Origin of the sequence: Rhodopseudomonas sp. BR0G17 (assembly GCF_010907025.1) — a bacterium.
GTDB classification, from domain to species: domain Bacteria; phylum Pseudomonadota; class Alphaproteobacteria; order Rhizobiales; family Xanthobacteraceae; genus Rhodopseudomonas; species Rhodopseudomonas palustris_H.
In genome coordinates, this window is sequence record NZ_QUML01000022.1 from 47,846 (window position 1) to 65,066 (window position 17,221).

Below are 17,221 nucleotides of genomic sequence, written 5' to 3' on the forward strand. Positions count from 1 at the left end.
GGGGTAAGCTGATTATTTGTCGGCGGCCTGCGTCACCAGCGTCAGCGCCGGCAGCAGGTCGAGATGGGTGCGGCTCCTCAGCGCCAGCCGCAAATTGCGCACCGCGAGCCGGGCGTGCTCGCGCATCACCGCTTCGGCGCGTGCGCCTTCGCGGTTCTCGATCGCGTCGATCACGGCGCGGTGGTGATCCTGCGCAATCAGCAGGATCTGGTGCGCCTCCGGCAGCCCCGATTGCGCCATCACGAAAGCGCTCGGCGAGGCGAAGGGCAAGGCGGCGACGCGATCGATCTGCCGCATCACCGGCGCCGAACCGCACAGCTCGTTGAGCAGCGCGTGAAACCGCGCATTCAGCGCCACATAGGCCGAGAATGCGTCGACCGAGATCGGGTCCTGCCGCACTAGGTCGTCGATATCGCCGAGGCATTGCTTCAGCGGCTCGAGCTGCCGGACGCTGGCGCCGCGCTCGGCGGCGAGTCGCGCGGCGAGGCCTTCCATGGTGCCGCGCAGTTCGATCGAGTCGAGGATGTCGCGTTCGGAGAACGCTTTCACCATGAAGCCGCCGGATGGGATCGCCTGCAGCAGGCCTTCGTCCTCCAGTCGCACCAGCGCCATCCGCACAGGCGTGCGCGACACCCCGGTGATATCGACCGCCTGCAGCTCGGAGATCCGCTCGCCGGCGCGGAGCTGGCCGGACAGCACCATGTCGCGCAGCGCGAGCTGCGCGCGCACGGTCTGCGACATCGAGCGGTCGGCGGCCTTGTCGTTCATCGCTTACTCCGCCGCCTGCAGTTTCGGCGCGTTCTCCTGTGCGACCATGCGGTCGATCAGCTTACGTGACCACATCGCGCCGGCGTCGATGTTCAGGTTGTAAAACACTCGGTCCGGGTTCTCGAGCATCGCGCGCTGCTGCGCTTCGAGGATGATCTCGTCCTCACGGAAGATGCCGGAGACGCCTTCGCGGATCTCGGTGGTGAGCCGCTGTTCGGTGAGCCGGTAGTTGCGCACGAAGGCCCAGAAGTAGTGGCAGGTGGTGTCGGTCTCCGGCGTCATGGTGTTGAGCACGAAGCCGTTGACGCCCTGCGAGCGATCGCCCTCCGGTGCGCCGGTGCCGGCCGGCGCCACGCCGACGTCGATCGTCACCGTGCCCGGCGCTTCGAACCGGATGATCTGCCAACGATCGACCGGGCCCGGCTTGCCGAGCTGCGCGGCCCAGAACGGCGGCGGTTCGATGCCGTGCATCCAGCGCGTCACGGTGACAGTGCGGTCGCCATGGGTGACATCGAACGGCGCCTCGGCCACCGCCTCGTTGCCGATCGACGAGCCGTGCACATAGGTCTCGTGGGTGAGGTCCATCAGATTGTCGACGACGAGGCGCCAGTCGCATTTGGCGTAGATCGTCTTGCCGTCGCCGGCCCAGGCTGGATCGTTATTCCAGTGCATGTCGGGGACGAGTGCCGGATCGGCCAGCGTCGGATCGCCCATCCACAGCCAGACGAAGCGATGCCGCTCGACCACCGGATAGGAGCGCACGCAGGCCGACGGATTGATCGTCTCCTGCGACGGCATGTAGGTGCAGCGACCCTGCGGATTAAACTTCAAGCCGTGATAGCCGCAGACCACGGTGTCGCCCTCGAGCCGGCCTTTCGATAGCGGCACCAGACGGTGCCAACAGGCGTCCTCCAGCGCGGCGACGCTGCCGTCCGCCTTTCGATACATCACGACATGCTTGCCGCAGATCGTACGCGGAAACAGCGCGTGCTTGATGTCGGCGTCCCAGGCCGCCGCATACCAGGCGTTGAGCGGAAAGGCGGGCATCGTGGCCTCCCTGTGCATTATTGATTGGGTTCAGATTGTATACAGGAAAGGTCGGATGACAAGGACAAGATACAAAATCCGCCGCGTATTGGGTGATTGATGTATACAGAAGGCCAGTCGGGGGGCGTTGCTCGGCTGCGCTGGCAAGGCGGTAAAGGACTGAGCCGACAACTAAAATGGCCGGGACAAGCCCGGCCATGACGCAAATTCTGATGGATTGATCTTGAGTCTGCCGCCTCAGACCGCGCGCCGGCTCAGCGCGTCGTAGCCCGCGTGAGCATGGCGATATGCGGGGCCGCCCGAGACCCGCATGTCGCGATGCTCATGCGGGCTACCTGTTCGGGGGACCGCTGCGCGCAGGCCATCTCGGGATTCCGGGCTCGCGCTACGCGCGCCCCGGAATGACGGAGCGAGGAACAAGCTCTCTCTTGTCATTCCGGGATGCGCCGCGCAGCGGCGCAGGCCCGGAATCCATACTCCGTGGACTCTCGATAGGCGGGACCGTCGCGACCTCCTGCCCAACAACGGGCGCAGGGCTTATGGATTCCGGGTTCGCGCTGCGCGCGCCCAGGAATGACGACGGGAGAGGTTGCTACACTTCCCGCCGGCTGAGGAACGCCAGTCGTTCGAACAGATGCACATCCTGCTCGTTCTTGAGCAGCGCGCCGTGCAGTGGCGGGATCAGTTTGCGCGGGTCGCGTTCCTTGAGCTGCTCCGGCGTCATTTCCTCGTTGAGCAGCAGCTTCAGCCAGTCGAGCAGTTCGGAGGTCGACGGCTTCTTCTTCAGGCCGGGCACGTCGCGGACTTCGAAGAAAATCTTCAACGCTTCGGCGACCAGGCGCTGCTTGATGCCGGGGAAGTGGACGTCGACGATCGCCTGCATGGTGTCGGCGTCCGGGAACTTGATGTAGTGGAAGAAGCAGCGGCGCAGGAAGGCGTCCGGCAGTTCTTTTTCGTTGTTCGAGGTGATCACCACGATCGGGCGCTTGGCGGCCTTGATGGTTTCGCCGGTCTCGTAGACGTGGAATTCCATCCGGTCGAGTTCGAGCAGCAGGTCGTTCGGGAATTCGATGTCGGCCTTGTCGATCTCGTCGATCAGCAGCACCGGGCGGTGCTCGGCGGTGAACGCCTCCCACAGCTTGCCGCGCTTGATGTAGTTCTTGATGTCGGAGACGCGCGGATCGCCGAGCTGACTGTCGCGCAGGCGGGACACCGCGTCGTATTCATACAGGCCCTGCTGCGCCTTGGTGGTCGACTTGATGTGCCAGGTCAGCAGCGGCGCGTTCAGCGCCTTGGATACTTCCTCCGCCAGCACCGTCTTGCCGGTGCCGGGCTCGCCCTTCACCAGGAGCGGCCGTTCGAGCACGATCGCCGCATTGACGGCAACCTTGAGGTCGTCGGTCGCCACATAATCCTTGGTGCCGGTGAACTTCATGCGTTTCAGCCTCGTCTGATCCGGCGCGCGCGCCGTTGTTGTTGTTTGTTGATTGGTGGTGGTTGGAGGAGAGGGAGCGGCCGCAGGCGGCGACCGCTGACAGGCGGTGTCGGTATCAGGCTCTGCGGATCATCGCCAGCAGCACCAGCACGATCACGGCGCCGATTGCGGAATTGATGATCGCGCGGAAAATGCCGACGCCGAGATTGACGCCGAGGAACGGCAGCAGCCAGCCCGCGACCACGGCGCCGACGATGCCGATCACGACATTGCCGACCAGTCCGAATCCGCCGCCGCGAACGATCAGTCCCGCGAGCCAGCCGGCGACCGCGCCGACCAGAAGCCAGACCAGAATGGAATCGATCCCCATTGCGCTCCTCGTCCTTGTTCGTCTCGCTGCCGGCGCCATGCACCGGCAACAGGCGCGACTTTAGCGCGCATCCTGCGGGACAGGCTACCGATTTTGCAGGCTGCGGCAAGCGGCGGGCTGCGCGCGCTGATTGCAGTGATCGCTGGTGGCCGCGCTACGAGGTCGCGTCGGCGTTGGCCGAGTCATGATCCGGCTGCAGCGGTGCGGCGTCCTCGACGAAGGCGGCAGCCGCGGTGACGCAACAGTCGCGGCCGCGCCGCTTGGCTTCATACAGCGCGATGTCGGCGTCGCGCAGCAGCACGGTGGAGTCGCACGGGGCGGCGCCGCAGGCGATGCCGACGCTCACCGTGACGCAGCCTCGGGCCGACGCTGGATTCCGGATCGCGAGCGCGCGCACTGCGGCCTGCAGGGTCTCGGCGAAGTCCATCGCAGCGGCCGCATCGGTGCCCGGCAGCACGATGGTGAATTCCTCGCCGCCGTAACGTGCCGCGAAGCCGTGCACCCCCGCGACCAGGCCGGCGAACAGATGGCCGAGCTGCCGCAGCGCGTCGTCGCCGCCCTGGTGGCCGAAATGATCGTTGAAGCCTTTGAAGTCGTCGACATCGATCATCAGCACCGACAGCGTCGGCGCCGACGTGATGACACGGCCGACGAAGCCGTCGAGCGATCGGCGGTTGGGGAGGCCGGTGAGGCCGTCCGTCCGCGCCAATTCCGCCAGGCGGGTATTGAGGTCTTCGACTTCTTTTTCGATCGCCTTGCGCCGCGTGACGTCCCGCAAGGTGCTGACGACGCAATCGGTGGGGCCGTCCTCGTTCCGGGTATAGGCGAAGTTGGCTTCGAGCCAGACCAGCCGTCCCTCGGGACAGCGCATCCGGAACTCGACGCACAATCCGGCCGGCGTATCCGGCAACTGGGCGCCGACCGCCTCGACTAACGGCACATCGTCAGGGTGCACCAGCACGGTCCAATACCGGCCGACCAGCTGATCGGGCTTCAGGCCGAGGACGGTCTCGACCGACATCGATACGAACCGCAGGATGCCGACCTCGTCGCTGAGCACGATGACGTCGCCCATGTTGGCGTCGATCAGCCGATAATGCGCGTCGCGTTCGCGCAGCAGGTTCTGCACTTCCTGGCGGGTGCGCAGTTGCGCCGCAAGGCCGGCCGCGAGCAGCACGACGCAGGCCAGCATCGCAGTTGCGACCGCAGCGTCCGAACGCACCGCCTCGCGCCATCCCGCCAGCACTGCCTCTTCGGTGCGCGCTACCGTCACCACCAGCGGATAGCGGGTGATCTGCCGGTAGGCGAGATATTTGGACAGGCCATCGAACGGCGAGACCGTGAGATAGAAGCCGTCGGGACTGTGGGGGAGCGCCTTCTGGAACAGCACCGAATTCGACATGTCGCGGCCGCTCTGCAGCGACGGCCACTGGATCAGCAGTCGTCCGTCGCTGTGCAGCAGGCTGATGCTGCCGCCGATGCCGAGATCGATGGACTTGTAGAAATCGCGGAAGTAATCGCCCGCGATGGTCGCCACCACCACACCGGCAAAGCGGCCGTGCTCGGTCTCCAGCCGGCGGCTGACGGCGAAAATCGAGTGCCCCGAGGTGCGCGACTGGATCGGGCCTGTGATCAGCAGCTGATTGTCGTCATGATCGAGGTGGTAGCGGAAGTAGCTGCGATCGGCATTGTTGAGCTGCGGCACCGGCGTGACGGAGGCGTATTTGATGTTGCCGGCGGCATCGGTGATCGCGACGTCAGTGAGTTGCGGCAGGTTGTCGACGAGGGCGCGCAGCCGTTCGTTGAAGGCCTCGCCCGGATTCGGCCGCCACTTCAGGAACGAGACGATGTCGTCGAGCACCACGTCGGCGCCCTGAAAGGTGTGGGTGGCGTGCTCGGCGAGCGAGTGCGCTAAATTCCGTATCTCGGTTTCATTCTGCGCCAGCGCAATCTTACGGGAGTCGTAGCCCTTCCACACCACCAGCCCGAGCACGCTGGCGCTGAGCGCGATCACGAATATCGCGACGACCAGCGTCGCGGTGGAGACGCGGCCGATCCAGCTTCGGAACAGGAGAGGGCGAGGGGACATCGACAAGGCCATTCGTAAGGCGCCTGTGCTTGCACCTCGGATGCTTTACTGAGTCATAATTCCATTGCTCGGATTTGCGCCTATCGGGCGCATCCGGGCGAGTTTTCAACAGTCGCAACGGAGGTATTCTGTCTTGACGGGGCTGCAGGGTCGGGCAATCTGTCGTTCATGTTCCTGCAATTCTTCACGTCGCTGCGCGACGCCCAGGTTCCGGTCACGCTCCGCGAATATCTGACGCTGATGGAGGCGCTCGACGCCGACCTCGCCGATCAGAGCGTGGAGAATTTTTACTACCTGTCGCGCGCCGCGCTGGTGAAGGACGAGCGCAATCTCGACAAGTTCGACCGGGTGTTCGGGGCCACCTTCAAGGGCCTGGAAAACCTGCTCGACGCGATGGAGAAGGCGGAGATCCCGGCCGAATGGCTGAAGAAGCTCGCCGAGAAGTATCTCAGCGAGGAGGAGAAGAAGCAGATCGAGGCGATGGGCTGGGACAAGCTCATGGAAACGCTGAAGAAGCGCCTCGAGGAGCAGAAGAAGCGCCACCAGGGCGGCAACAAGTGGATCGGCACCGCCGGCACCTCGCCGTTCGGCGCGGAGGGCTACAATCCCGAAGGCGTGCGGATCGGCCAGGAGAAGAGCCGGCATCAGCGCGCCGTGAAGGTGTGGGACAAGCGCGAGTTCAAAGATCTCGACGGCAACGTCGAACTCGGCATCCGCAACATCAAGGTGGCGCTGCGCCGCCTGCGAAAATTCGCCCGCACCGGGGCGCCGGACGAACTCGATCTCGACACCACGATCCGCGAGACCGCCAATCACGGCTATCTCGACGTGCACATGCGCCCCGAGCGCCGCAATGCGGTGAAGGTGCTGGTGTTCTTCGATATCGGCGGCTCGATGGACAGCCACGTCGCTCAGGTCGAGGAGTTGTTCTCGGCGGCGAAGAGCGAATTCAAGCACATGGAATATTTTTACTTCCACAACTGCCTGTACGAAGGCGTGTGGAAGCAGAACAAGCGCCGGTTCACCGACCGCACGCCGACCTGGGACGTGCTGCACAAGTTCCCGCACGACTACAAAGTGGTGTTCGTCGGCGACGCGTCGATGTCGCCTTACGAGATCATGGTGCCGGGCGGCTCAGTCGAGCACGTCAACGAAGAGGCCGGTCACGTCTGGCTGGAGCGGGTGCTCCGCACTTATCCGCACGCGGTGTGGCTGAACCCGGTGGCGCAGCGGCACTGGGACTATTCGGAATCCACCACCATTATCCGCCGCCTGTTCTCCGAGCGGATGTATCCGATCACGATCGAGGGCCTCGAAGGCGCGATGCGCGAGCTGGTGCGCTAGGATTCGATTGCGCCGCCATTCCGGGGCACGAGCGACAGCTCGCGACCCGGAATCTCCCGGATCTACACAGCGAGATTCCGGGTTCGCGCTGCGCGCGTCCCGGCATACCAACCAAAACTGATAAGAAACGAAAACAAGGAACGACCATGCCCCAGACCATCACCCGCGGTATCAAGACGATGCTCGACGAGGCCAATTCGTCGATCGAGACGCTGACGACCGCGGACGCGATCGCGTTGCACAAGTCCGGCGCCAGCGACGTAGTGATCGTCGACATCCGCGATCCGCGCGAGATCGAGCGCGACGGCAAGATTCCGGGCTCGTTCTCCTGCACCCGCGGCATGCTGGAATTCTGGATCGATCCGCAGAGCCCGTACGCCAAGCCGATCTTCCAGGAAGACAAGAAGTTCGTGTTCTATTGCGCCGGAGGCTTGCGCTCGGCGCTCGCCGCCAAGACCGCGCAAGACATGGGACTGAAGCCGGTGGCGCATATCGAGGGCGGTTTCGGCGCCTGGCGCGACGCCGGCGGTCCGATCGAAGCCTGGGCGCCCAAGAAGAAGTGAGCGCGGCGCATTGGGAGTCGATCTCCGCTGTCGGATCGTCACACGCGGGCTTGACCCGCGTGTCGCTTGCTTTCTTCGTCATTGCGAGCGAAGCGAAGCAATCCAGCTTCGTGCACTGAGCTGGATTGCTTCGTCGCTGCGCTCCTCGCAATGACGGGGTGGGCTTGATTTCCTTCGACCTCTCCGAGGCCCTCCCATGACCACTCACACCGATCCCTTGGTCTCCACTGATTGGCTCGCTGCGCGGCTCGGCGATCCGACCGTCAAGATCATCGACGCCAGCTTCAAGATGCCCGGCGTGCTGCCGTTGCCGGCGGACGACTATCTCGCCGCGCACATTCCGGGCGCGGTGTTCTTCGACGTCGATGCGGTATCGGATCACAGCAGTTCGCTGCCGCATATGTATCCGAGCGCCGACCAGTTCGCGCGCGATGTCGAAGCGCTCGGCATCTCATCCGGCGACACCGTGGTCGCTTACGATGCGGGCGGCTGGGTCGCGGCGCCGCGGGCGTGGTGGATGTTCCTGTCGTTCGGCCATGCCGACATCCGGATCCTCGACGGCGGTCTGAAGAAATGGGTGGCCGAGGGCCGGCCGACCGAGGCGGGCAAGCCGACGATTACGCCCGGCCGGTTCAGCGCCAAGCTCAATGCGTCGTTCATCCGCAGCCGCGATCAGCTCGTTGCCAATCTCGATAGCGGGGCCGAGCAGGTGATCGACGCCCGCGCCGCGCCGCGATTCGAGGGCAGCGTCGCCGAGCCGCGTCCCGGCCTGCGCGCCGGCCACATCCCGGGCAGCCGCAATCTGCCCTACAACGAGCTGTTCGACGCCGCGACCGGCACGATGAAGCCGCTGGCCGATCTGCGGCAGGCGTTCGAGCGGGCAGGGCTCGATCTCGGCCGGCCGGTGGTCACAAGCTGCGGCTCCGGTGTTTCGGCGGCGGTGCTGACGCTGGCGCTGTATCGGCTCGGCGTGCGCGGCTCGGCGCTGTACGACGGCTCGTGGTCGGAGTGGGGCCTTCAGGACGGTCCGCCGGTCGCAACCGGTCCAGCGGCGTAACCGCAGCTTCTCTTACAGACCGGTACCCGATCCCGACTGCGGCTGCTCGGCGCGCGGCGTACGCCACCGCGCCACTGGCGGCGCTTCTTCAGCGGGCGCCGGACCACCGGCTTCGGGCGGGCCACCGGCAGCGGCGTCGCGTCCGGCGGCGGCAGGGTTTCGCCGATCGATCCAGTGACATCGGTGGTCGGAGTGTCTGCGGCAGGGGCCGCAGGCGTGGCCGCGCTGGGTGCTGTGGTGGTGTTGGCGGCGGTCTTGGTCCTGTCGCGCGGGTCGCGGCGCGGCGTCGGGATTGGCCCGGACAGGGGTGCAACCTCCGGCAGCGCCTCGGCGGCAGGTTCGGTCGCCGCCGGAGCGGCCGGTGCCGCGGGCGCCGACGTCTCGGTTGCGGCGGTTTGCGTGAGCGCCGCCGGAGTGGTGGGTTTCTCGGCGCCGGCCTGCGGCTTGTCGTCGGGCTTTGGCGCGTCGGCTGAAGTCGTCGCAGTCGTGGTGGCCGGCGGCGCCGCCGGAGCCACAGCGTCAGGCGTGGCGGCCGGCTGCTGCTGCTGGGTCGAACTGGTTTGCGGCGCCGGGTCCGGGGCGGCCGGTGTCGGTTCAGCTTGCGGCGGCTGTGCTGCCGGTGCGGCGGGGGTGTCGGCCGCAGCAGGCTGCAGCGCGGCGGTCTGCGCCGGCTCGGGGGCTTTGGTTTCGGGTTTCGCGCCTTCGTTGCCGAGAGCCGCGACGTCTGCTGCGGCCGGATCGATTGCACTCGGGCTTTGGCTGGCGGTCGCAGCCGGCGGTTCAGCGGTGGGTGCCGGCGGATCGACCCGGAGCATGCTCAGGCTCGGCGTCGGAGCCTCGGGTGCCCGCGCCAGCAGCGTGATGGCCGGCGGACGCACCGTGTGGACGTTCACGAATTGCTCGTGCGCAGCCCGGAGCAGGGCGGCGGCACCGAGACCGAACACCAACAACGAGACCGCAAGCGTCATCGCCGCGAACAGAAACCGGAAACCGGGAAGCATTTCGGATGTATTCCGTCGTCGCACATCGGATCGCGACGACACTTATGACCCACACCAACGCGGCGACCACTACGACATCGGTTCGCGGCGCACTCAAAACCAGCCGCGAATCAAGCCATCTGAGAATAGCGCAAAACGAGTCGCATCACGCGCCGCGAAACGACTCAGCGACTCGATCGCCGCATATTGCGGCCGAAGGTTGCTGGCGGACGGTCGCAGTCGCGCAGCGCGTGCGCCGAGAGGGTTCGGGCATCCGCACGCGGCAGTCTCCAAGGCCCTCTCGGGCTGCAAACCCTTCGCGGGCGGCAAATATCGCCAAAATTCGCGTGATTGTGCCGGCCTCGTCTTGAATGCGCCGTGATCCTCCGGCATTTCCGGCCCCGTTAACGGTCCGGTTGCCGCTCCGACTTACAAACGGGTTATGATGAACAAGCGCTTACTGACGTTGCTGGCGTCCGCTGCCGTGGTCGCCGCGGGAACCTCCGCCGCGCTCGCGCAGAGCTATCCCTCGACCCCCGGCGCTTATATCGGGCAAGCCGGCGAGGACCGTCCCGGCCTGCCGAATTTCGACAGCATCGACGATGAGGACGCGCCCACCGCGCGCCAGTCCGCAACGCTGCCGCCGCCCGGTCCGGTAACCTCGCCGGGCGACCCGCGCTACGGCGGTTCAGCCGCGCCGACCTATTCCAATGCCGCCCCGCAAGGCCCGGTGCTGTCGCCGGACGATCCGCGCTATGGCCGCCCGATGGGCGCCCCGACCTATTCCAACGCGGCACCGGCCGTCGGCCCGCAGGGGCCGGTGATGTCGCCGGACGATCCGCGTTACGGCCGCCCGACGGGCGCCACGAGCTATTCGAATGCGGCACCGGGCGCCGCGCCGCAGGGACCGGTGATGTCGCCGGATGATCCCCGCTACGGCCGTCCGATGGGGCCGCCGTCGGTGATCTATTCCGATCGTGGCGACGGTGGAATGCGTCCGCCGGCTGGTGTCGGCGGCGGAGCGCCGTCGGCTCAGCCCGGCGCCGATGGCCGGCCGATGCAGGTCTCGGCGTTGCCGCCGGAAGAACAGCCGGACGTCGATCAGACCGTGCAACTGCCGCCCAATCTGCGCCGGCAGGAGGTCGACTTCGCCACCAAGGAGCCGGCCGGCACCATCGTGGTCGATACCGCTAACACTCATCTCTATTACGTGCTCGGCAATGGGCGTGCGATCCGCTACGGCGTACGCGTCGGCCGCGACGGCTTCACTTGGAACGGCGTGCAGAAGATCACCCGCAAGGCGGAGTGGCCGGATTGGCATCCGCCGGCCGAGATGATCGAGCGCCAGCCCTATCTGCCGCGCTTCATGGCCGGCGGTCCGGGCAACCCGATGGGCGCCCGCGCGATGTATCTCGGCTCGACCGTGTACCGCATCCATGGCACCAACCAGCCGTCGACGATCGGCAAGTTCGTGTCCTCGGGCTGCATCGGCATGCTGAACGACGACGTCAGCGATCTGTTCGAGCGCGCCAAGGTCGGCACCCGCGTGGTGGTGCTGCCGGGCTCGCCGCCGAAGAACACCGCAACCGCTCAGGCGCAGCCCGCCATGGCGCCGGGTGCGCAGTCCCCGGCGTTGCCGCCGGCGCCGCTGCCGGGTGCGCAGCCGACGTCGGTAGCCCCGCTGCCGGCACCGGTCACGATCCGCTAAGCGCGACCGATTCCAGATTTGAAACGCCCGCTGGTGGTTCACCGGCGGGCGTTTTGCTTTTGCGATGATGGTTCGAGACTTAGTGCCGCGTCGGCTTGTGGCCGTGCTTGGCGTGCCAAGCCGGGCCGGGGCCGCGCATGTAGTACATCTCCGGCCGGTAGGGATTGAACGCCTGGACGAAGAACTGCCGCCAGAACAGCCGGATCTCGCTCAGCAGGCTGGTGTCCGGGCCGGCCTGCTCGTCGTGATGCACTTCGGTGGTCGTGGTGAGGCTCGCCATGCTGATCGCCCCAAGGGTCGGCGCCGCGCCGACTCGGCGGCGCATCCGTCGCCGCTGTGAGGAGACGAGTGTTGGACGAGGTCGTTAAAATTGTCTTCGAATCGTTTGTGCCTCGGAAACGCACGAGAACAGGCTTAATCGCCTCTTAACGTCGCGCGTCCTCGGGTTGCCCTTTGCGGGCCGCACCGTTACATCAGCGGCAACCGATTTTCCCCGCACGCACCGCGTTCAAGGACCACGATGGCTCGCCAGTTCGTCTATTTCATGCAGGGTCTGACCAAGGCCTATCCGACCCGCAAGGTGCTGGATAACGTTCATCTGTCGTTCTACCCGGACGCCAAGATCGGCGTGCTCGGCGTCAACGGCGCCGGTAAATCGACCCTGCTGAAGATCATGGCGGGGATCGACAAGGAATATACCGGTGAAGCCTGGGTCGCCGAAGGCGCCCGCGTCGGCTACCTCGAACAGGAGCCGAAGCTCGATCCGGCACTCTCGGTTCGTGAAAACGTCATGCTCGGCGTCGCCAAGCAGAAGGCGATCCTCGATCGCTACAACGAGCTGGCGATGAACTACTCCGAGGAGACCGCCGACGAGATGACGGCGCTGCAGGACCAGATCGAGTCCGCAGGGCTGTGGGATCTCGACAGCAAGGTCGATCAGGCGATGGACGCGCTGCGCTGCCCGCCGGACGACGCCGACGTCTCCAAGCTGTCGGGCGGCGAGCGTCGCCGCGTCGCGCTGTGCAAGCTGCTGCTCGATCAGCCCGACCTGCTGCTGCTCGACGAACCGACCAACCATCTCGACGCCGAGAGCGTGTCGTGGCTGGAAAGCCATCTGCGCAATTATCCGGGCGCCATCCTGATCGTCACCCACGATCGCTACTTCCTCGACAACGTCACGAGCTGGATCCTCGAGCTCGATCGCGGCCGCGGCATTCCCTACGAGGGCAACTACTCGTCCTGGCTGGTGCAGAAGCAGAAGCGGCTGCTGCAGGAAGGCCGCGAGGATGCGGCCCATCAGAAGACCCTCGAGCGCGAGCAGGAGTGGATTGCGTCGTCGCCCAAGGCCCGGCAGGCCAAATCCAAGGCGCGCTATCAGCGCTACGAGGAGCTGCTCGCCAAGGCCTCGGAGAAGCAGACCCAGACCGCGCAGATCATCATTCCGGTGGCGGAGCGGCTCGGCAACAACGTGGTCGATTTCGAGCACCTCACCAAGGGCTTCGGCGATCGGCTGCTGATCGACGATCTCACCTTCAAGCTGCCGCCGGGCGGCATCGTCGGCGTGATCGGCCCGAACGGCGCCGGCAAGACCACGCTGTTCCGGATGATCACCGGGCAGGAGAAGCCTGACTCCGGCACCATCACGGTCGGCGAGACGGTGCGGCTCGGCTATGTCGATCAGTCGCGCGACGCGCTCGATCCGAAGAAGACCGTCTGGGAGGAAATCTCCGAAGGCAACGAGCTGATCCTGCTCGGCAAGAAGGAAGTCAATTCGCGCGGCTACTGCTCGGCGTTCAACTTCAAGGGCGGCGACCAGCAGAAGAAGGTCGGCTCGCTGTCGGGCGGTGAGCGCAACCGCGTCCACCTCGCCAAGATGCTGAAGTCGGGCGCCAACGTGCTGCTGCTCGACGAACCGACCAACGACCTCGACGTCGACACGCTGCGCGCGCTCGAAGAGGCGCTGGAGGATTTCGCCGGCTGCGCCGTGATCATCAGCCACGACCGCTGGTTCCTCGACCGTATCGCGACTCACATCCTGGCCTTCGAAGACGACAGCCACGTCGAGTGGTTCGAAGGCAACTTCCAGGACTACGAGAAGGACAAGATGCGCCGGCTGGGTCAGGATGCCATCATCCCGCACCGCGCCAAGTACAAGAAGCTGACGCGGTAATTCAGCGGCGCCGGGACACCCGGCTTCATCAGGCGGCGGAGGGCATCGATGGCCTCCGGACTATCAGGCGGAAACTTCGCATGGCGCGCCAGTTGGCGCGTGGCGGTGTTTTTGCTCTTGATGTTCGGTGTGCCTCTGACGCTCTACACACTCGATCGCTTCGCCGGCAATGTTGACGTCTCACTGGCGGAAGCGATCCGGCTGACCACCGGCACCATCGTCGGGTCGTTTCTGTATCTGCTGTTCGCTCTGGCGTTGGTCTCCCCATGCTTGCAGCGCGTCGCCACGCTTGGTCTGCCGCGCTTGCTCGGCCTGTTCGTTCCGCTGCTGATCCTGCTCGACTTTCCATTTGTCGTGGCCGGCGATGCGCCGACGCCGTTCGGCAGTTCGATGGGCTGGCCGGGCGGCACCGTACCGATTTATCTGATCACGGCGTTCGGACTGATCGCCACGATGGCTTTGGCTCATCCTATCCTACTTCCCTTGCGTCCCCTGCAGCGATGGCTCGGCGCTGCCGCGCTCGGGATCGCAATCATTGTCGTTCTGGAATTCGGATTAGTGGTCGGCATCGCCAGCTGGATGGCCTCGATCGTGGCGAATTTGCCGGCTGACGAAGCGCCGCCTGCGGCGTTTGTGCCGCTGCTGATCGCGAGCGGCTGGGTGCCGTGGAGCACGCCGCTGTTGTGCGTGGCTTTGCTCGGGCTGGCGACGTGGTGGGGTGTGGCTTCGCGCCGGATGGAGAGACCCGCGGTCTGAGCATCGGCCGCGCGACGAACCGCCTGGGGATTGCAAAATCCAGCAGGATCAATAGCTTTTCCCTCGCAGACTCGGGGGCGCAAGGGACGCTGGATGGCTGACTGGAATGCCGAGCAATATCTGAAATTCGAAGACGAGCGGACCCGTCCGGCGCGGGATCTGCTGGCGCAGGTGCCGACCACGGCGCCGCGCAAGGTCGCCGACATCGGTTGCGGGCCGGGCAATTCAACCGCGCTGCTTGTCGAGCGCTGGCCCGAGGCGTCGGTGATCGGCGTCGATACCTCTGCCGACATGCTGCGCCAGGCCCGCGAGCGGCTGCCGCAGCACAAGTTCATTGAGGCCAATGTCGCGCATTGGGCGCCGCCGGCTGGCACCGACGTGCTGTTCGCCAATGCGGTGTTCCAATGGGTGCCCGACCATCTCAAGCAGCTCAAGCGCCTGCTGTCGGCTCTCGACAGCGGCGGCGTGCTCGCGGTGCAGATGCCGGACAATCTCGACGAGCCATCGCACATCATGATGCGTGAGGTGGCGCTGCAGGAGCCGTGGCGGCATCAGCTCTCCAAGGCCGCCGAATTGCGCGACACGCTGCCGAAGCCGAGCGTGTACTACGATGCGCTGAAGCCGTTGTGCAGCCGGCTGGAGATCTGGCACACGGTCTACAACCACGCGCTCGACGGTCCCGAAGCGATCGTCGAGTGGGTCAAGGGCACCGGGCTGCGGCCGTTCATCGATCCGCTCGAGCTGCCGGAACGTAAGACCTATCTGGCGGCCTATACGGCGCGCATCGCCGCGGCCTATCCGGCGCAGGCCGACGGCAAGGTGCTGCTGCGATTTCCGCGGATCTTCATCGTCGCGGTGAAGTAACTGCCGAGAAGCAGCGTCATGGCGGCTCCACGCAGGCGCGTGGTGTTATGCTGCCGTTCCGTTCCGTTCGCTGCCACGAACTGCGGTTAAACGCCGCTCCTCTGCGTCTCGACAGAATCGGAGGGAGTTCCCAAGTGACTGTTCGCCCAATTCAGCTGTTCGGAGCTTTCCTACATGTCGATGACACCCGAGACGCCGCTGCCGCCGAAAGGACTGGGGCTGCGGCCGATCCCCATGCTGATCTTCGGTTCGCGCTGGCTGCAATTGCCGCTGTATGTCGGCCTGATCGTCGCGCAGGGCATCTACGTCATTCTGTTCCTGAAGGAGCTGTGGCATCTGTTCCAGCATTCCTTCGACTTCAGCGAGCAGCAGATCATGCTGGCGGTGCTGGGGCTGATCGATGTGGTGATGATCTCGAACCTGCTGGTGATGGTGATCGTCGGCGGCTACGAGACCTTTGTGTCGCGGCTCAACCTGCGCGGGCACCCCGACGAGCCGGAGTGGCTCAGCCACGTCAATGCCAGCGTGCTGAAGATCAAGCTGGCGATGGCGATCATCGGCATCTCGTCGATCCATCTGCTGCGCACCTTCATCGAAGCTGGCAACCTCGGCGCGGTCGGCAAGGTGAGCGGCTACACCGAGACCGGTGTGATGTGGCAGACCATCATCCACACCGTGTTCATCCTGTCGGCGATCGGCATCGCCTGGGTCGACCGGATTTCGAATCTGGCGACCGAAGAAGAGAAGGCCAAGGGGCATCATTGATGCGCCGCCTGGCCGCGCTGGCAGGTACCGTCGTCGCAGCCGCATGGCTGACGCTCGGTGCCGCGCCGGCGCGAGCGGCGGATGCCGGCTTCGATCGCTTCCTCGCCGAGCTGTGGCCGGAGGCGCGCGAAGCTGGTGTGTCGCGCGCGACGTTCGACGCCGTCACTGCCGGGCTCGAGCCGGACTACAAGCTGCCCGACCTGATCCTGCCCGGCCGACCGAAGACCGGCGCGCCGCGGCAGGCCGAATTCGTCCAGGTCCCGGCGGACTATCTGAAGGAAGCGCGGATCGAGAGCCTGGCCGCGCATGGCCGCACGTTGCTGCAGCGTTATCGGCCGACACTGGATGCAATCGAGCGCAAGTTCGGCGTGCCTGCCACGGTGGTGCTGGCGATCTGGGGCCGCGAGACCGACTACGGCCGCTACAAGTTGCCCTACGACGCGGTGCGGGTGATGGCGACGCAGGCCTATGTCGGCCGCCGCAAGGACCAGTATCGAACCGAATTCATCTTGGCGATGAAGATCATCGGCGAGGGTGCGGTGACGCGGCAGGGGATGCGTTCGTCCTGGGCCGGCGCCACCGGCCTGACGCAGTTTCTACCGTCCGAGTACTACAAGCACGGCGTCGACTTCGACGGCGATGGACGTGTCGATATCTGGCATTCGGTGCCGGACGCGTTGGCGTCGGCCGCACAGCAGCTCGTCAACAAGGGCTGGCAGAGCGGGCTGCGCTGGGCCTACGAGGTCAAGGCGCCGGCGCGCGTCGACTGCACCGAAGGCGTGCCTGAAGTCACCAAGCCGATCGGGCAATGGCTGCGTGAAGGCTTCACGCTCGCCCGCTCGGATCGTCTGAGCGCGGCCGAGCGCGAGCAGCCGGCGTCATTGCTGCAGCCCGAAGGCATTTACGGTCCGGCGTTCCTGACCACGAAGAACTACTTCGTCATCAAGGAATACAATTTCTCAGATCTGTATGTGCTGTTCGTCGGCCATCTCGCCGACCGGATGACTGATCCGCGCCCGTTCGCCACCCCATGGTCGGCCACCAAGCAGCTTCGCACCACCGACGTCGAGGCGATGCAGCGCGGATTGGAGCGGCTCGGCATCTATCGCGACAAGATCGATGGCAAGGCCGGGATGCTGACCCGTGCGGCGCTCGGCGCTTACCAGAAGCGCGCCGGACTGCAGGTCGATTGTTGGCCGAGCGAGACGGTGCTGCGATCGATCCAGGCGGCTCGCTGAGGGCAAACAAAAACCCGGCCGATTGCTCGGCCGGGTTCAGCATTCAGACGGGCGCGGGCTGTGCGCC

General features: G+C 65.6%; 16 protein-coding genes. 9 read left to right on the forward strand and 7 right to left on the reverse strand.

What is annotated here, in order from left to right:
• Positions 1-12: 12 nt before the first annotated feature.
• From DY467_RS16960 to DY467_RS16980, 5 genes are all read right to left on the reverse strand, one after another.
• The gene (locus DY467_RS16960; protein ID WP_164605823.1) at positions 13-768 is read right to left on the reverse strand and encodes a GntR family transcriptional regulator; all 756 of its coding nucleotides are present in this window, start codon (positions 766-768) and stop codon (positions 13-15) included.
• 3 nt (positions 769-771) lie between these two features.
• Entirely contained in the window at positions 772-1,815 is a 1,044-nt protein-coding gene (locus DY467_RS16965; RefSeq protein WP_164637665.1) for an aromatic ring-hydroxylating dioxygenase subunit alpha, read from the reverse strand.
• Positions 1,816-2,407: 592 nt separating this feature from the next.
• Positions 2,408-3,250, reverse strand: a complete 843-nt coding sequence (locus DY467_RS16970) for an AAA family ATPase (protein WP_164573131.1) — start codon at positions 3,248-3,250, stop codon at positions 2,408-2,410.
• A 115-nt stretch (positions 3,251-3,365) separates the two neighbouring features.
• Positions 3,366-3,620, reverse strand: coding sequence for a GlsB/YeaQ/YmgE family stress response membrane protein (locus DY467_RS16975; protein ID WP_013501497.1), 255 nt, complete (start codon positions 3,618-3,620; stop codon positions 3,366-3,368).
• Between the two features lie 154 nt (positions 3,621-3,774).
• On the reverse strand, positions 3,775-5,709 hold the full coding sequence (locus tag DY467_RS16980; RefSeq protein ID WP_164637667.1) for a diguanylate cyclase: 1,935 nt from the start codon (positions 5,707-5,709) through the stop codon (positions 3,775-3,777).
• A gap of 168 nt (positions 5,710-5,877) precedes the next feature.
• Between DY467_RS16980 and DY467_RS16985 the strand changes: the two genes are divergently transcribed.
• The 3 genes from DY467_RS16985 (at position 5,878) to sseA (ending at position 8,673) form a co-directional block, all read left to right on the forward strand.
• On the forward strand, positions 5,878-7,053 hold the full coding sequence (locus DY467_RS16985) for a vWA domain-containing protein (RefSeq protein ID WP_013501499.1): 1,176 nt from the start codon (positions 5,878-5,880) through the stop codon (positions 7,051-7,053).
• Between the two features lie 146 nt (positions 7,054-7,199).
• Positions 7,200-7,616 (forward strand): rhodanese-like domain-containing protein, encoded by a 417-nt coding sequence (locus tag DY467_RS16990; RefSeq protein ID WP_107345374.1) that lies wholly within the window; start codon positions 7,200-7,202, stop codon positions 7,614-7,616.
• A gap of 196 nt (positions 7,617-7,812) precedes the next feature.
• Positions 7,813-8,673 carry a 3-mercaptopyruvate sulfurtransferase gene (sseA, locus tag DY467_RS16995; protein WP_164637669.1) on the forward strand — a complete coding sequence of 287 codons (861 nt, stop codon included), beginning with the start codon at positions 7,813-7,815 and terminating at the stop codon, positions 8,671-8,673.
• On the opposite strand, the gene DY467_RS17000 is transcribed toward sseA, so the two are convergent.
• Positions 8,634-9,674, reverse strand: a complete 1,041-nt coding sequence (locus DY467_RS17000; RefSeq protein ID WP_246701563.1) for a hypothetical protein — start codon at positions 9,672-9,674, stop codon at positions 8,634-8,636. The two genes, sseA and DY467_RS17000, sit on opposite strands and share 40 nt — an antisense overlap.
• 421 nt (positions 9,675-10,095) lie before the next feature.
• Between DY467_RS17000 and DY467_RS17005 the strand changes: the two genes are divergently transcribed.
• On the forward strand, positions 10,096-11,361 hold the full coding sequence (locus tag DY467_RS17005) for a L,D-transpeptidase family protein (RefSeq protein ID WP_164637671.1): 1,266 nt from the start codon (positions 10,096-10,098) through the stop codon (positions 11,359-11,361).
• A gap of 79 nt (positions 11,362-11,440) precedes the next feature.
• Here DY467_RS17005 and DY467_RS17010 read toward each other — a convergent pair whose 3' ends face one another.
• Positions 11,441-11,641: a hypothetical protein gene (locus DY467_RS17010; RefSeq protein ID WP_011159149.1), complete on the reverse strand. Its 201-nt coding sequence runs from the start codon at positions 11,639-11,641 to the stop codon at positions 11,441-11,443.
• 240 nt (positions 11,642-11,881) lie between these two features.
• Here DY467_RS17010 and ettA point away from each other — a divergent pair, with 240 nt between their 5' ends.
• The 5 genes from ettA (at position 11,882) to DY467_RS17035 (ending at position 17,154) form a co-directional block, all read left to right on the forward strand.
• Positions 11,882-13,531 (forward strand): energy-dependent translational throttle protein EttA, encoded by a 1,650-nt coding sequence (gene ettA, locus DY467_RS17015; RefSeq protein ID WP_164573463.1) that lies wholly within the window; start codon positions 11,882-11,884, stop codon positions 13,529-13,531.
• A gap of 120 nt (positions 13,532-13,651) precedes the next feature.
• Entirely contained in the window at positions 13,652-14,287 is a 636-nt protein-coding gene (locus DY467_RS17020) for a hypothetical protein (RefSeq protein ID WP_164637673.1), read from the forward strand.
• 93 nt (positions 14,288-14,380) lie between these two features.
• On the forward strand, positions 14,381-15,151 hold the full coding sequence (tam, locus tag DY467_RS17025; RefSeq protein ID WP_164637675.1) for a trans-aconitate 2-methyltransferase: 771 nt from the start codon (positions 14,381-14,383) through the stop codon (positions 15,149-15,151).
• Between the two features lie 174 nt (positions 15,152-15,325).
• Positions 15,326-15,916 carry a TIGR00645 family protein gene (locus DY467_RS17030; RefSeq protein ID WP_107345367.1) on the forward strand — a complete coding sequence of 197 codons (591 nt, stop codon included), beginning with the start codon at positions 15,326-15,328 and terminating at the stop codon, positions 15,914-15,916.
• Entirely contained in the window at positions 15,916-17,154 is a 1,239-nt protein-coding gene (locus DY467_RS17035; RefSeq protein WP_164637677.1) for a lytic murein transglycosylase, read from the forward strand. Before DY467_RS17030 ends, DY467_RS17035 begins: the two co-directional genes overlap by 1 nt.
• Positions 17,155-17,221: the final 67 nt, after the last annotated feature.

Bases quoted from the DNA above. Each gene is read 5' to 3' on its own strand.
- DY467_RS16960 (WP_164605823.1), bottom strand. From the start codon at position 768: ATGAACGACAAGGCCGCCGACCGCTCGATGTCGCAGACCGTGCGCGCG.
- DY467_RS16965 (WP_164637665.1), bottom strand. From the start codon at position 1,815: ATGCCCGCCTTTCCGCTCAACGCCTGGTATGCGGCGGCCTGGGACGCC.
- DY467_RS16970 (WP_164573131.1), bottom strand. From the start codon at position 3,250: ATGAAGTTCACCGGCACCAAGGATTATGTGGCGACCGACGACCTCAAG.
- DY467_RS16975 (WP_013501497.1), bottom strand. From the start codon at position 3,620: ATGGGGATCGATTCCATTCTGGTCTGGCTTCTGGTCGGCGCGGTCGCC.
- DY467_RS16980 (WP_164637667.1), bottom strand. From the start codon at position 5,709: ATGTCCCCTCGCCCTCTCCTGTTCCGAAGCTGGATCGGCCGCGTCTCC.
- DY467_RS16985 (WP_013501499.1), top strand. From the start codon at position 5,878: ATGTTCCTGCAATTCTTCACGTCGCTGCGCGACGCCCAGGTTCCGGTC.
- DY467_RS16990 (WP_107345374.1), top strand. From the start codon at position 7,200: ATGCCCCAGACCATCACCCGCGGTATCAAGACGATGCTCGACGAGGCC.
- sseA (WP_164637669.1), top strand. From the start codon at position 7,813: ATGACCACTCACACCGATCCCTTGGTCTCCACTGATTGGCTCGCTGCG.
- DY467_RS17000 (WP_246701563.1), bottom strand. From the start codon at position 9,674: ATGCTTCCCGGTTTCCGGTTTCTGTTCGCGGCGATGACGCTTGCGGTC.
- DY467_RS17005 (WP_164637671.1), top strand. From the start codon at position 10,096: ATGATGAACAAGCGCTTACTGACGTTGCTGGCGTCCGCTGCCGTGGTC.
- DY467_RS17010 (WP_011159149.1), bottom strand. From the start codon at position 11,641: ATGGCGAGCCTCACCACGACCACCGAAGTGCATCACGACGAGCAGGCC.
- ettA (WP_164573463.1), top strand. From the start codon at position 11,882: ATGGCTCGCCAGTTCGTCTATTTCATGCAGGGTCTGACCAAGGCCTAT.
- DY467_RS17020 (WP_164637673.1), top strand. From the start codon at position 13,652: ATGTTCGGTGTGCCTCTGACGCTCTACACACTCGATCGCTTCGCCGGC.
- tam (WP_164637675.1), top strand. From the start codon at position 14,381: ATGGCTGACTGGAATGCCGAGCAATATCTGAAATTCGAAGACGAGCGG.
- DY467_RS17030 (WP_107345367.1), top strand. From the start codon at position 15,326: ATGTCGATGACACCCGAGACGCCGCTGCCGCCGAAAGGACTGGGGCTG.
- DY467_RS17035 (WP_164637677.1), top strand. From the start codon at position 15,916: ATGCGCCGCCTGGCCGCGCTGGCAGGTACCGTCGTCGCAGCCGCATGG.